This window comes from Ruegeria sp. CL5 (assembly GCF_056536485.1).
Window position 1 is genome coordinate 154,159 of record NZ_JBQFPS010000002.1, and the last position, 14,143, is coordinate 168,301.

Consider the following 14,143-nt stretch of genomic DNA (forward strand, 5'->3'; position numbering starts at 1 on the left):
ACTTTTTCCCATTCAACCAGATGGCAGCGGTTCCTTTGGACCGGCAAAATTGAGCGCTGCCAGGGATCGGGGCTGGAAATGACCTTATTGCAAAAGATCAACCGCGACGCCGAACGCTGGATGCTACTTGTGTTCTACGTGATGCTTGTCATTACCATGGCGATCGAGGTGCTGCGGCGCGAGGTATTTGCCTTTTCCTCGATCTGGGGCGAGGAAATCGTTCGCTACTCTTTCATCTATCTCGCCTGGATAGGCGCGGCGGCAGCGGTCAAGGAACGTGCTCATATCCGTATCGACGTGCTCATGCACTACATGGGGCAGCGTCCAAAGGCGGTTCTGTATATATTCGGCGATCTGGTGATGCTGGGTGTGGCAGTCATCGCACTCTACTGGTCCTATGAAGCCGTCCATGTCTCCGCCAAGTTTGGTTCGGTCACGGATGGGCTGCGGGTCTCCAAGGTTTGGTTTCTGATGGCAGTCCCCACCGGGTTTGCGCTGATGATATGGCGCCTCATTCAATCCTTGATGCGCGACTTCAAATCTCTTCGAGACGGCACACCCGTCTTCGAAGGCGACAAACTGTTTGACTGAGGAGAACTCGAATGCTCTGGAATTCCCTCAATCAAACGGTCGAGCTCGGCTGGGATTTTTATTTGCCCGTCATTCTGTTCGTTGGCCTGATCGCATTGGCCGTACCGGTATGGGCGGCGATCGGCACCGCCGCGATTGTCATGTTGGTCATGTCAGGGGATCTGCCGCTGAGCGCGGTTGGTGAAAGCCTGTTCACCGGAATAGACGCCTTTGCCTTAACAGCTGTCCCCCTTTTCATCCTGACCGGGGATGTTCTTGTAAGGACAGGGCTTAGTAAGAAATTCCTTGATGTCGCCGAAGCGCTGACCTGTTGGACGCGCGGAGGTTTCGGGTCAGCCACGGTGCTGGTTTGCGGGATGTTTGCCGCGATTTCGGGCTCTGATGCGGCGGGCGCTGCTGCGGTGGGGCGGATGACCATCGCACGCCTCGTCGAAAGCGGTTACCCGCGACCTTATGCCTGTGCGCTGGTGGCTGCGGGCGCCTGTACCGGCATCCTGATTCCACCTTCGATCGCCTATATCATCATCGGCCTCGTGTTGGGCATTTCAGCCTCGACCCTGTTTCTTGCGGCATTAATCCCCGGCCTAGCGATTTTGGTTTCGATCCTGATTACCAATATTATCATGAACCGGATCTATACCTATGAAACTGGGGGCAATATGGGACTGAGCGAATGGCTCGGTAACCTTGGTCATTCGCTAAAATCCGGTTGGTACGCCTTCATCGTGCCCGGGATTATCTTCTACGGTATTTTCTCGGGCCGCCTGACCCCGACCGAGGCTGGTGCGACCGCGGTTGTCGTCACCATCGTGATGGGCTTCATTTTGGGAACTCTGAAGCTATCCGACTTTCCTGCGATGCTGGTCAGTTCTGCCAAAGTGAACGGGGTAATCCTGCCAATCATCGCGTTCTCGGCCCCGCTGGCCGAAGCGCTGGCAATCATGGGAGTCCCTCAGGGGTTCGTGACGGCGGTGACTGGTTTGACTGATGATCCGATGCTGTTGATCCTGCTGATGATCTGTATTCTGATCGCCGCAGGCTGCGTCATGGAAACAACGCCCAATATTGTGATCCTGGCACCAATCCTGAAGCCACTGGCCGACAATATCGGAATGAATGAGATTCAGTTTTGTATCATGATGATCACTGCGCTGGGTGTGGGATTCATCACACCTCCGTTGGGATTGAACCTCTTTGTTGTCTCGGGCATCACGGGCGAGTCCATACTCAAGATTGCTGCGCGCGCTGTGCCGTTTGTGCTGACAATGTTGATTGTGGTGCTGTTGATTGCATATTTCCCACCGATCTCGACCACGCTGCTTCCCGATATCTATAAATAGGACTACCCGGTAATGACTCGCGAATATCTAAAAAAGGCCGATCTGACCCCCAAATCAGACGCGTCTGAGACCCACAAAATCGTGCAGGACATCCTGAACGATATCGAGAGTGGGGGTGACGCCAAAGCGCTGGAATATGCCGCAAAGTTCGACAATTACGAGGGCAATGTACTTTTGACCCCGGAAGAGATCGAGGCGGCTTGCGCGCTTGTGCCGGAAAAGCTCAAGGCTGATATCCGCTTTTCGCACAACAATGTGCGCCGGTTCGCCGAGCTGCAGAAAAGCACGGTGCATGATGTGCAGATCGAAATATCACCGGGTTTTACTACGGGTCAAAAGGCGATCCCGGTGGATGCTGCCGGCTGCTATGTGCCAGGCGGCCGTTATAGTCATATCGCCAGCGCCATCATGACCGTGACAACGGCCAAGGTGGCGGGTTGCAAGCACATTACGGCCTGCTCACCGCCGCACCCGGGGGTAGGAGTTGCGCCTGCTATCATCTATGCGGCCCACATTTGCGGTGCAGATAAAATTATGGCGATGGGGGGCGTTCAGGGGGTTGCGGCAATGACCTTTGGCCTGTTCGGGCTGCCAAAGGCAAATATTCTTGTTGGCCCTGGCAACCAGTTTGTTGCCGAAGCCAAACGGATACTGTTTGGTCGCGTCGGTATCGATATGATCGCCGGACCAACCGACAGCCTGATCCTCGCCGATTCCACGGCGGACGCACAGATTGTGGCCACCGACTTGGTGAGTCAGGCCGAACACGGTTACAACTCCCCGGTCTGGCTGGTGACCGACAACCGTTCATTGGCGGAAGAGGTCATGCGATTGGTGCCAGCCTATATCAACGACTTGCCGGAGGTGAATCGTGAGAATGCAGCCGCTGCCTGGCGCGATTATGCCGAGGTCATTCTGTGTGCGGATCGCGAGGAAATGGCAGCCTGTTCCGACGAATATGCGCCCGAGCATTTGACGGTTCAGGCTGATGATCTGGACTGGTGGCTGGATCGGCTGACTTGCTACGGTTCGCTGTTTCTGGGTGAGGAAACTACGGTTTCCTACGGTGACAAAGCGGCGGGCACCAACCACGTGCTTCCGACTTCACGAGCAGCAAGCTACACTGGCGGCTTGTCGGTTCATAAATACATGAAGATCGTGACATGGCAGCGATCCACACGGGACGGCTCAAAGCCGGTCGCTGAAGCCACCGCCCGAATTGCGCGACTTGAGGGCATGGAGGGCCATGCGCGTGCTGCTGACGTTAGATTGGCCAAGTATTTCCCGGATGAAACCTTTGACCTGACCGCGAATGGCTGACCCACGCGCATTGTTTGACCTGACCGGACGAACCGTTTGCGTCACCGGTGCCAGTTCAGGGCTGGGAAGACAGGCGGCCACTACACTTGCGGCGGCCGGGGCGCGGGTTGTGGCCGTCGCACGCAGGGCAGAAGCTTTGCAGAGCCTCTGTGCGGAAATTGGTGCGGATGCTGCCTATGTGCAGTCGGATGTGGCAAACCAAAGTCAGACAGAGGCGTTGGTCGCAGAGATTTCGCGACCCTTCGGCGCCCCGGATATTCTAGTACATGCCGCCGGGATTAACACCCGGCAGCCAGCAGACGAGGTCACGGTTGCCGAATGGGATAGAACTCTGGCGCTGAACCTATCTGCGCCGTTTTTTCTGAGTCAGGCAATCGTACCGGCAATGAGGCAGCGAGGTTGGGGACGAATTGTTAACTTCGCCTCGCTGCAATCCTTCCGCGCTTTCCCCGGTGGCATCGCCTATGGGGCAAGCAAGGGTGGGGTCGGTCAGCTGACCCGCGCGATGGCAGAGGCTTGGTCTGGCTTCGGGATCACCGCAAACGCGATTGGGCCGGGGTTCTTTCCAACCGAGCTCACACAAGCTGTGTTCAGCGACGAGCATCGTGCAGCGGGCAATGCGGCGCAAACCTGCATTGGCCGCAATGGTCGGCTTGAAGACATCGACGGGCCGCTGCTGTTTCTGTGTTCTGAGGCATCTGCCTATGTCACGGGTCAAATCCTGATGGTTGACGGGGGGTTTACGGCGAAATGAAAGCCCTGGTTTACGAAGGTAATGAAACGCTCGCTTTCCACGATGTGCCCATGCCGGTCGCTCAGGCAGGAGAGCATCTGATCCGCATCCAAGCCTCTGGCATCTGCGGATCCGACATGCATGCCTATCTGGGGCATGACGCACGCCGCCCTGCGCCCCTTATCCTGGGACATGAAGCGGCCGGTGTTGTTACCGGTGGGCCCCGCGATGGCCAGCGTGTGACCATAAATCCTCTGGTCAACTGTGGATCTTGCTCTGCTTGCGCGTCAGGTCGGGAAAACCTCTGTCCCAACCGCCAGATTATCTCGATGCCCCCGCGCGAAGGCGCGTTTGCTCAATATGTGGCCATCCCGGATCGCAATTTGGTTACGGTGCCGGATGACGTGCCCTTGGAAAAGGCTGCGTTGACGGAACCTTTGGCGGTCAGTTGGCATGCTGTGCGTCTTGCGCTGCAAGCGTTGAGCCCGGGAATGGACCGTCGCGCCCTGGTCATTGGTGGAGGGGCCATAGGACTTGCGGCGGCTCTTGCCTTGCGCGCAATGGGTGTGACTGACGTGATCGTTCAGGAACCCAACCCCGAGCGTCGGGCTTATCTGTCCGAGCGTTGCGGCCAGCAGACCGTCGATGTGTTTCAAGGCACTGTGCCACTGGTTGTAGATGCGGTCGGAATTGCAGCTACGCGCGTAACGGCATCTGCTGTTGCATTGCCTGGGGGGGTGATTGCACATGTTGGGCTGGGCGAGGATGCCGGAGGTCTGGATATCCGCCGCATGACGCTGCAGGAAATCACGTTCATCGGCACCTATACCTACACTGCACAGGATTTCCGAGATACTGCACGCGCGATCTTCGATGGTTGCCTCGGCCCGCTGGATTGGCCCGAGTTGCGCCCTTTATCTGACGGTGCTACCGCCTTTCAGGACCTGCGTTCTGGTTTGGTGGCTGCGCCCAAGATAATCCTCGATCCCTGGGCATAAGACACCTGCCCAAGAATAAGGAGAGCACACATGTACGACAGAGTTCTAGTCCCCATGGCGCTGGATCACGGCGTTTCCGGCACAACCCTCACCGCCGCCAAAACCTTATGCAATCCGGGCGGACAGATCACCGCGCTGCATGTCTATGAGGCGCCGCACAGTTCTGTCAGCGCGTATCTCGATGAAGAGGCCGTGCGCAGCGCGTGGGATAAAGCCCAGCAGAGGTTGGCAGAGAAAACGGCCGGCCATGGTGATGTGACAACCGAAATGGTCAAGGGACGTTCCTATCGCGCCATTCTTGAATTTGCTGAAAAACATGATGTGGATTGTATCGTTGTTGGCTCGCACAAACCGGGCCTCAGCGACTTTTTCCTTGGCAGCACCGCTGCGCGTGTGATCCGACACGCACCTTGTGCGGTTCATGTCTGTCGCACATCCTAGCTCTCAAAACTGACACGCCAAATCGCGCAATGCGCCCCAAACAGGACAGATACTCCGGATATGGACATAGACAAAAAGATAACAGACGACCTGGTTGCGAACGATATCTCGTTTGTGACCACCGTTCCATGCAAGCAACTTGCAGGCGTAATCGAACATATCGATGCGCGAGATGGGATTTTTCATATCCCGTCGAACAAAGAAGACGAGGGCATGGGCCTGTGTGCCGGCGCATGGATGGGTGGAAAACGCCCAGCTATCATCATGCAGAATACGGCCATTGGTGTTACCATCAACACGCTGGCGACTTTGATTCAGTATTATCGGATGCCACTGCCTATGCTGATTTCATATCGCGGAGAGCTGCGTGAACCGATTGCCTGTCAAGTCGAAATGGCCGTTCATACCAAAGCCCTTTTGGCTCAGCTCAACATACCTACCTATCATTTCCACCATCAGTCCGATGTCGAAGAACTGGACGCGATCCTGAAATATACGTTCATGTGCAATAAGCCGGTCGCGATCCTGACCGATGCCAATTTCTGGGGAGGCTATGGCGACCAATGATCCGTTCTGAAATTCTCAAGGAAATCGCTCCGATCCTGCGTGATCAACTGGTTGTCTGTAACATCGGCATTCCCAGTCAGGAACTGCACGCCATCGACGACCAACCGTCCAACTTTTATATGCTGGGGACAATGGGGTTGGCCTCTTCAATTGGGTTGGGATTAGCGTTGTCGCAGCCCAAACCGGTGATCGTGATTGATGGTGATGGCTCGATCCTGACCAATCTGGGTACTTTGCCAACCATCGCGAATAATGTGGCGGACAACTACATCCTGTTGATTGTGGACAACGGTTCCTACGGGTCGACGGGGGACCAGCCGACTTATGCAGGTCAAAAAACCTCGCTTACGAAGATGGCCGAAGCCGCGGGATGTGAACGTGTGATTGAGTGCGCGGCCGAAGAAACAGGTCGTGCCCTGCAAGAGGCCCTGGATGCGAAGCAGATGACCATAATTGTCAGCAAGTGCGAAAGCGGCAATGCCAAGATGCCACCGATTACAATGGACCCGGTGGTCATTCGTGACCGCTTCATGAAGGCCGTTCAGGCCTGATGGCCGCCAGCACCATTCATTCGGCCGAGGACGCGCGACGCCTGGCGCGTCGCAGGCTGCCCTGGATGGTGTTTGACTATATTGATGGCGCTGCCGGGCAGGAATCCGGGGCGGTTCGAAACCGTGCTGCCTTGGATGCCATTACTCTGCGTCCGCGTATCTTGAAGGATGTGAGCCAGCGATCGCTGGCGGCGCAGATTTTAGACCAACAATCAGATCGGCCTTTTGGGATTGCCCCGATGGGGATGTGCAACCTTTCAGCTCCTGGCGCTGATCTGATGCTGGCACGTTTGGCAGCGCAAAACCGTGTGCCTCATGTCGTATCCACAGTTGCGTCTACCTCAATGGAAGAGATCATTGCCGAAGCCGAAGGCAATGCCTGGTTTCAACTCTATTTCAGTGGAGACGGCTCAGGCACGTATAAACTGGTCGAGCGGGCGAAATTCGCAGGTTATGACGTTCTGGTTCTGACCGTAGATGTGCCCGAGGTTGGTCGGCGTCCACGCGAATTGCGCCATGGGTTCAAGATGCCGTTTCGTATTGGACCGCGCCAGTTCCTCGACTTTGCTCTGCACCCTCGTTGGTCGTTGACCACCTTGTTCAAGGGTCGCCCTGTGATGGCGAATTTCGATGCGGAAGGTTACGATTTTGACCGAACTGAAAGCCGCGCGCGTGCCGATTGGGATACGCTGAGCCGGTTACGCGATGGGTGGCCGGGAAAATTGGTGATAAAAGGCGTATTGGATGTCGAGGATGCCCGAACACTTGTGTCGGCAGGGGTGGATGCAATTCAGGTCTCCAGCCATGGCGCAAGGCAGCTGGACTCTGCACCTGCACCCATCGAAAAGCTGCCAGAAATCCGTGATGCGCTTGGGCCGGACTTCCCGATTTTTTATGATAGCGGCATCAGATCTGGCGAAGATATCCTCAAGGCTCTGACAGTCGGAGCGGATTTTGTCTTTGTTGGACGAATACTGCAATATGCCATCGCCGCTGCCGGAGAGCCGGGTCTGGAACAGCTTTGGGGTGTTCTCAGCGACGAATTGAGTATTGCAATGGCGCAGACTGGGCTGACGACATTGGACGATGTCGGTTGGCGCGAATAGCGTTAGTGCGCGCTGGCTGTCCGGATCCGGCTTCCTAAAGCATTGAAAGTGTGTGGAAATGGTAGCCCGTAGGGGAATCGAACCCCTCTTTCCAGGTTGAAAACCTGGCGTCCTAACCGATAGACGAACGGGCCATTTAGACCAAACAAACGAAATGGTAGCCCGTAGGGGAATCGAACCCCTCTTTCCAGGTTGAAAACCTGGCGTCCTAACCGATAGACGAACGGGCCACGTTGGCTTGTGGAGGGCCTTTTACGGTTTACCTTCCCCCCCCGCAAGACGAAAAACGCAAGGCTACGAAACTTTTTTGACTGGTTGCAGGGCGTGTTGAAAAAGGTGTCAGACGGCTTCTGCCGCATCCTCCAGTCGCAGTTGCACGCTCTGCCGACCGCCCCAGGAATTGACCTCAAGCCGACCTGCGAAATGGAAGCGGGCACCGCCATGATTTGACAGGCGATCCCCCAGCGGACCATCGAACGCACCAAAGGCGATGGCATCCAGTCCGCCGGACATGCCATCCGATAGTGACAGTTTCAGATGTGTTTCGCCCACACGCTTGGCAAATCGCACCTGCAGATCGGGCAGAGCATAGCGTGGGGCAGGGGCACCGGCTCCGAACGGGCCTGCCTTTTCGATCTGCTCGATCAGGTCGACTGTTGCGGCGCCAGGCATCAGTGCCCCGTCCAGTTTCAGATCGGCAGGGCCTGCTTGCCCCGCACCCTGCTTGGCCAGCAGTTCCGACAGGCGCGCCATGGCGGGCTCTAACTGATCCCGCATCACCGTCAGACCTGCCGCCATCTTGTGTCCACCACCTTTGGCCAACAACCCTTCGGCTGCCAGACGCTGGATCGACGCGCCCAGGTCAACGCCCGAGACGGAACGGCCCGACCCTTTGCCCTCATCTCCATCAAACCCGATCACGATCGCGGGCCGGTTTGCGGCCTCTTTCAGCCGCGATGCAACGATGCCTACGACACCGGGATGCCATCCCTCACCAGCAGCCCACACCAACGGCGCATCAAGCCCGCGTTCTTCCGCCTGTGCCAGTGCTGCAGCGCGCACTGTGTTCTCGATCTCACGCCGCTCCGAGTTCAGGGCATCCAGTCGCTCGGATAGGGATTTGGCCTCGATCACCGAGTCGGTGCTCAGCAATCGCGCGCCCAAATCGGCCTGACCGATGCGCCCACCTGCATTCACACGCGGCCCTAGCAAAAACCCTAGGTGATAGCTGTTGGGCGCAGTATCCATGCGGGCCACGTCCGACAACGCCACCAGCCCTGGCCGTTGCCGCTGGGCCATCACCTTCAGCCCTTGCCGCACCAAGGCCCGGTTGGCCTCAATCAGCGGCGCGACATCGGCCACCGTAGCCAGCGCCACAAGATCCAGCATGGCCATCAGATCCGGCCCTTTGACGCCAGCCTCGCGGAGTTGGCGGCCCGCCTCGACCAGCATCAGAAACACCACCGCAGCCGCGCAGAAATAGCCCAGATCACCGCTTTCATCCTGCCGGTTCGGGTTCACCACTGCGACGCAATCCGGCAGGGTTTCTCCCCCCAAATGATGATCCAAAACGATTACATCTGCACCCTTCGCCGCCGCGATAGGTTCATGGCTAAGTGTTCCGCAATCCACGCAAATGATCAGATCATGGCTAACTGCCAATTCCTGCATCGCCGGTACATTTGGTCCATAGCCCTCATCAATCCGGTCGGGCACATAGAGCGTTGCGGCTATTCCCATCTGGCGCAGCCACACCAGCAGTAGCGCAGCCGAACTGCCCCCATCCACATCATAATCGGCAAACACTGCGATTTTTTGACGATTGCGCACCGCTTCAAGAAACCGCGAAGCGGCAAGCTCCATGTCCTTTATCGAACGCGGATCAGGCAGCAGTTCTTTCAGCTTTGGCTCCAGAAAGCCCGAGGCCTCCATCACCGGAACACCGCGTCGCGCCAGCACCTGACAAACGGCACGTGGCAATTCGGTTTGCTGCGCCATCATCTCAGCCGACCGCTCGACCTCTATCCCAGGTCCAACCCAACGCCGACCGGTCAACGATTGCTCTACGCCCAGAAACGCCACATCTCACCTCATGCGCCAAGGCCGGACCCCTTCGGACCCGGCCTCTTCATCCTTTTGATACTCTCGCCGAAGGCAGCGGCGCAAGCCGCTAAGCGTCGGTATGTGGCCACATAGGCGTACGATAAGACATGCGCCGAACAGAACCGGTCTTTGACCGCATCAGCAGCGTCGTTGTCTCAACCCAGCCCGGTTCCCGCTTGATACGTGGCAGCAGAGAGCCCCCGGTCACGCCAGTGGCAGCGAAGATGACATCTGCGGTCACCATCTCGTCGCGGGCATACACGCGGTCCAGATCGGTGATGCCTGCCTTGGCGGCGCGGCCGCGTTCGTCATCGTTGCGGAACAACAGGCGGCCAAAAATCTGACCCCCCATGCATTTCAGCGCAGCAGCAGCCAGAACACCTTCGGGTGCGCCGCCTTGGCCCATATACATGTCGATCCCGGTCACTTCGCTTTCGGCGCAGTGCATGACGCCAGCGACGTCACCATCGGTGATCAGGCGGATTGAGGCGCCAGTATCGCGCACTTCAGCAATCATTGCTTCGTGACGAGGACGCTCCAAGATGCAAACGGTGATATCTGCAGGCTCACACCCTTTGGCTTTGGCCAGAGCCTCAACACGCTCGCGGGGGCTCATATCCAGATTGACAACGCCTTCAGGATAGCCGGGGCCAACGGCCAGTTTGTCCATATACACATCAGGCGCGTGCAGCATTGAGCCGCGCGGTCCCATGGCGATCACCGTCAAGGCGTTTGGCATATCCTTGGCTGTCAGCGTGGTGCCTTCCAGCGGGTCCAGCGCAATGTCCACGCCCGGCCCATTGCCAGTACCAACCTCTTCGCCGATATACAGCATCGGCGCTTCATCGCGCTCGCCCTCACCAATGACGACAACACCCTCGATGTCCAGAAGGTTCAGCTGTTCCCGCATCGCGTTTACAGCAGCCTGATCAGCGGCTTTCTCATCACCCCGGCCAACCAATGAGGCGGACGCCAGCGCGGCCTGTTCCGCCACCCGCGCAAGGCCCAGAGACAGAAGGCGGTCGTTAAAATCGATCTTGGCAGCACTCATATGTTCGTATCCTCAGGTCAATAAAGCCGTAATAACCGGCATAGCTTGCGTTTCATGCAGGTCGCAAGCTCAAACCTCTTCAATGCGCAAGGCGACGGGCTCACCCGCGATAACATCCGTGTCGCGCAAGCCTTCAAGCGCGACGTCAAGGGTTGCGCGTGTCGTCTTATGGGTGACAATCAACACGGGCGCGGTGCTTTCGGCATGCCCATACTGGCGCATCCGGTCAATCGAGACGCCCGCATCGCCCAGAATAGAGGCAACCTTGGCCAGCGCGCCTGGTTTATCCTGCAGGCCCAGACGCAGATAATAGGGCGCGGGCAAACCAGTAACGGCAGGCTTTGCCTCTTCCAGTGATGCGGCAGGGCGGCCAAATGTCGGGATGTGCAATCCGCGTGCCAGATCGCAGACATCGCCCATCACAGCGCTTGCAGTGGGACCTTCGCCCGCACCGGGGCCACGCAGAACAATCTGCTCAACTGCATCGCCATCCAGCACGACCATGTTGGTTCCACCTTCCAACTGACCCAACGGAGAGTCACTCGGCACCAGACAGGGTTGCATACGCTGCTCTAGTCCCCGGGCAGTGCGCTGAGCCACGCCCAACAGCTTGATCCGGTATCCCATGTCGTGAGCCTGATGGATGTCATCCAGGCTGATCTGTTGAATGCCTTCAATCTCAATCCCGACGAAATTCGGCTTGGTGCCGAAGGCAATCGATGACAGCAGCGCCAATTTATGCGCCGCATCGATGCCACCAACGTCCAGATTGGGATCGGCTTCTAGATACCCAAGCTGCGCGCATTCCTCGAAAAGAGCGTTGTAGCCCAACTCCTGCGATTGCATCCGGGTCAGGATGTAGTTGCAGGTGCCGTTCATCACACCCATGACGCGTGTGATCTCATTACCAGCCAGCCCTTCGGTCAGAGACTTGATCACCGGGATACCACCCGCGACGGCTGCTTCGAACCGAATGACGCGGCCTGCAGCTTCGGCCTTTTCCGCCAAGTCCTGTCCATGGATGGCCAGCAGCGCCTTGTTGGCAGTGACGACATCTTTTCCACTGGCCAATGCCGCCTCGACAGAGGCTTTTGCGGGACCGTTCTCACCGCCCATCAGTTCAACAAAAACATCGACGTCGTCACGTTTTGCCAAGGAAACCGGATCGGTCTCCCACGCGTAGTCGGATAGGTTTACGCCACGATCCTTATTGGCATCGCGAGCCGAAACAGCGGTGATCTGAACGGGGCGCCCGGTGCGCGCCTGCAAAAGATCAGCATGCCGCCGCACGATTTTGACCACTCCCACTCCGACAGTTCCCAGACCGGCAATTCCAAGCCTCAGCGCCTGTGTCATTCCCTTGGGTCCTTTCTGCTCGCAATGCCGCCCGCGATGGCGAAGTGTCCTTTGCGGGCTGCCTTAGCGGGTTCGGGGCAAGGGTGCAATCCGTCTAATCTTTCGGAGGCTTAGGCGCAGCCAAAATCCTAGTTAATCTCGGCATTTTGCAACGCCTCGGCTTTTTTCGCCAAGGCTTCGCCGCGCGTCGACAGATCCTCTTCAACCTCTTCCGCTTCGCTGACGGGATCGGTGGGGGCACCGAGGGCCGGATCCAATGCAATGAGTTTGGGATAGGGGGCCTTGCGCAATGCGGCGGTTTCGCTGCCTTCCAACTCGGGGATATTCGCGCAACTCGCAGTGGCGAGCACAAGAAATATCGACGGCAAAAGCTTCATCGCAGACCTTTGGGTTGAAGAGTTTTTCATGTGATGCACCTTTTACCGCGCTGGTTCAAGCGGGGTTCTATCTGAACAACCGTTCATATAGGATAAGGTCATGGCACGTACACAAGGCTCTCATTCAGACATCACCGGCCCTCGCATTCGCGAGGCAGCGTTGGGGTTGTTTGCCCGCCACGGCTATGCCGCTGTATCGATGCGACAGATCGCGGGAGAGGTGGGGGTGCAGGCCGGAGCCCTGTATAATTATACCCCTGATAAACAAAGCCTGTTGTTCCGTCTTATGCGCGATCATATGCAGGATTTGTTGGCTGCATATGAAGAGCTTGAGCAGTTTGACGACCCACAAGATGCGCTGCACCAGTTTGTCGGGTTCCACATCCGTTTTCACCTTCAGCGCCCGGATGAAGTATTTATCGCCTATATGGAACTGCGCAATCTGACGCCCGAAAATTTCACCGAAATTGAAGCGCTGCGCCGCCGCTACGAAGACTCGCTGGAGAGTATCTTGCGCATAGGACAGCAATCGGACCAATTCTCGGTTACCGATACCAAAATCGCCACTTTGGCGGTGATCGCCATGCTCAACGGCGTGATCACCTGGTACCGCAGCGGCGGGCGATTGTCGTTGGATGAGGTTGAACAGGTCTATTGGGATATGGTGCGCAAGGCCGTCACCGCCTGACCGGCCCTCAATGTGCCGGGCGGATGAATGTGCCGTTGCGCAATTCACGAAAGGCCTGCTGCAATTCGGCCTGCGTGTTCATGACGATCGGTCCATGCCATGCGACAGGTTCATTAATCGGAGCCCCAGAGATCAGAAGAAATCGCACACCATCGGGCCCGGCCTGAACGGTGATTTCATCCCCTGTTCCAAACCGAACCAATGTCCGGTCTCCAGACATGTCGCGGATATTGACCTCTTGCCCGGCGATTTCCTTTTCCAAAAGCACTCCGGAGGGGCGGGAGGCATCCGCGAAGGCAGCGCTCCCTTCAAAGATATAGGCGAAGGCACGACGATAGGTATCTATTGGAAAGGTCTTTTTCACGCTTGCCGGTATACTGATATCCAGATATTGCGGATCTGCAGCGATTCCGTCGACAGGACCTGTACGGCCCCAGAATGTGCCGACTATTACCCGGACCGCCGTACCATCGTCTTCGATAATCTCGGGAATATCGGCACTTTGGACGTCCTGATAGCGTGGGGCAGTCATCTTTTGATCCGATGGAAGATTGCCCCAAAGTTGAAAACCATGCATCTGGCCGCTGTCCGAGCCTTTGGGCATTTCCTGATGCAGAATACCAGACCCGGCAGTCATCCATTGAACGTCTCCTGCACCCAAAGTGCCGCTATTACCCAGCGTGTCACTGTGTTCAACTGAACCGGACAGGACATAGGTGATCGTTTCGATGCCGCGATGTGGATGCCATGGAAAACCGGCCATGTAGTCTTGCGGGTTGTCGTTCCGAAAGTCATCAAACAACAGATAAGGGTCCAGTTCCGACGGGTCTTGAAACCCGAATGCGCGATGAAGTTTGACACCCGCGCCTTCCATTGTTGGAACCGAAGTGCGCGTCTCAAGGATCGGTCTGAGGGACATTC

Annotated in this window: 15 protein-coding genes and 2 tRNA genes; 10 read left to right on the top strand and 7 right to left on the bottom strand. The window is 57.2% G+C overall.

Features of this window, described 5'->3' with window-relative positions:
* Positions 1 to 78 precede the first annotated feature (78 nt).
* From ACR0IU_RS04390 to ACR0IU_RS04430, 9 genes are read left to right on the top strand one after another with little or no spacing between them, the layout of a single operon-like run.
* Entirely contained in the window at positions 79 to 591 is a 513-nt protein-coding gene (locus tag ACR0IU_RS04390; RefSeq protein WP_480715396.1) for a TRAP transporter small permease, read from the top strand.
* Positions 592 to 602: 11 nt separating this feature from the next.
* Positions 603 to 1,931, top strand: a complete 1,329-nt coding sequence (locus ACR0IU_RS04395) for a TRAP transporter large permease (protein ID WP_170472449.1) — start codon at positions 603 to 605, stop codon at positions 1,929 to 1,931.
* Between the two features lie 12 nt (positions 1,932 to 1,943).
* On the top strand, positions 1,944 to 3,251 hold the full coding sequence (gene hisD, locus ACR0IU_RS04400; protein ID WP_170472447.1) for a histidinol dehydrogenase: 1,308 nt from the start codon (positions 1,944 to 1,946) through the stop codon (positions 3,249 to 3,251).
* On the top strand, positions 3,244 to 4,005 hold the full coding sequence (locus ACR0IU_RS04405) for an SDR family oxidoreductase (RefSeq protein WP_170779761.1): 762 nt from the start codon (positions 3,244 to 3,246) through the stop codon (positions 4,003 to 4,005). The genes hisD and ACR0IU_RS04405 overlap by 8 nt, the downstream gene beginning before the upstream one ends.
* Positions 4,002 to 4,982 carry an alcohol dehydrogenase catalytic domain-containing protein gene (locus ACR0IU_RS04410; RefSeq protein ID WP_480715397.1) on the top strand — a complete coding sequence of 327 codons (981 nt, stop codon included), beginning with the start codon at positions 4,002 to 4,004 and terminating at the stop codon, positions 4,980 to 4,982. The genes ACR0IU_RS04405 and ACR0IU_RS04410 overlap by 4 nt, the downstream gene beginning before the upstream one ends.
* Before the next feature lie 30 nt (positions 4,983 to 5,012).
* Positions 5,013 to 5,423, top strand: a complete 411-nt coding sequence (locus tag ACR0IU_RS04415) for a universal stress protein (protein WP_010441976.1) — start codon at positions 5,013 to 5,015, stop codon at positions 5,421 to 5,423.
* Positions 5,424 to 5,483: 60 nt separating this feature from the next.
* Complete coding sequence (gene comD, locus ACR0IU_RS04420) at positions 5,484 to 5,990, top strand: sulfopyruvate decarboxylase subunit alpha (protein ID WP_170472438.1); 507 nt, start codon at positions 5,484 to 5,486, stop codon at positions 5,988 to 5,990.
* Complete coding sequence (comE, locus tag ACR0IU_RS04425) at positions 5,987 to 6,541, top strand: sulfopyruvate decarboxylase subunit beta (protein WP_480715398.1); 555 nt, start codon at positions 5,987 to 5,989, stop codon at positions 6,539 to 6,541. The genes comD and comE overlap by 4 nt, the downstream gene beginning before the upstream one ends.
* The gene (locus ACR0IU_RS04430) at positions 6,541 to 7,647 is read left to right on the top strand and encodes an alpha-hydroxy acid oxidase (protein WP_480715399.1); all 1,107 of its coding nucleotides are present in this window, start codon (positions 6,541 to 6,543) and stop codon (positions 7,645 to 7,647) included. The genes comE and ACR0IU_RS04430 overlap by 1 nt, the downstream gene beginning before the upstream one ends.
* 59 nt (positions 7,648 to 7,706) lie before the next feature.
* Here the strand turns inward: ACR0IU_RS04430 and ACR0IU_RS04435 are convergent.
* The 6 genes from ACR0IU_RS04435 to ACR0IU_RS04460 form a co-directional block, all read right to left on the bottom strand.
* Positions 7,707 to 7,781: transfer RNA gene (locus tag ACR0IU_RS04435), tRNA-Glu, on the bottom strand.
* 21 nt (positions 7,782 to 7,802) lie between these two features.
* A tRNA-Glu gene (locus ACR0IU_RS04440) sits at positions 7,803 to 7,877 on the bottom strand.
* A 109-nt stretch (positions 7,878 to 7,986) separates the two neighbouring features.
* Complete coding sequence (gene recJ, locus ACR0IU_RS04445) at positions 7,987 to 9,729, bottom strand: single-stranded-DNA-specific exonuclease RecJ (protein WP_480715400.1); 1,743 nt, start codon at positions 9,727 to 9,729, stop codon at positions 7,987 to 7,989.
* Positions 9,730 to 9,817: 88 nt separating this feature from the next.
* A complete protein-coding gene (gene glpX / locus ACR0IU_RS04450; RefSeq protein WP_010441981.1) occupies positions 9,818 to 10,801 on the bottom strand; it encodes a class II fructose-bisphosphatase in 984 nt (327 codons plus the stop codon).
* A 69-nt stretch (positions 10,802 to 10,870) separates the two neighbouring features.
* Entirely contained in the window at positions 10,871 to 12,157 is a 1,287-nt protein-coding gene (locus tag ACR0IU_RS04455; RefSeq protein ID WP_480715401.1) for a homoserine dehydrogenase, read from the bottom strand.
* 128 nt (positions 12,158 to 12,285) lie between these two features.
* Positions 12,286 to 12,564 (bottom strand): hypothetical protein, encoded by a 279-nt coding sequence (locus ACR0IU_RS04460; protein ID WP_480715402.1) that lies wholly within the window; start codon positions 12,562 to 12,564, stop codon positions 12,286 to 12,288.
* 70 nt (positions 12,565 to 12,634) lie between these two features.
* On the opposite strand from ACR0IU_RS04460, the gene ACR0IU_RS04465 reads away from it, so the two are divergent.
* Entirely contained in the window at positions 12,635 to 13,222 is a 588-nt protein-coding gene (locus ACR0IU_RS04465) for a TetR/AcrR family transcriptional regulator (protein ID WP_480455702.1), read from the top strand.
* A 7-nt stretch (positions 13,223 to 13,229) separates the two neighbouring features.
* Here the strand turns inward: ACR0IU_RS04465 and ACR0IU_RS04470 are convergent, their stop codons facing one another.
* Complete coding sequence (locus ACR0IU_RS04470) at positions 13,230 to 14,141, bottom strand: pirin family protein (RefSeq protein ID WP_480715403.1); 912 nt, start codon at positions 14,139 to 14,141, stop codon at positions 13,230 to 13,232.
* Positions 14,142 to 14,143 lie beyond the last annotated feature (2 nt).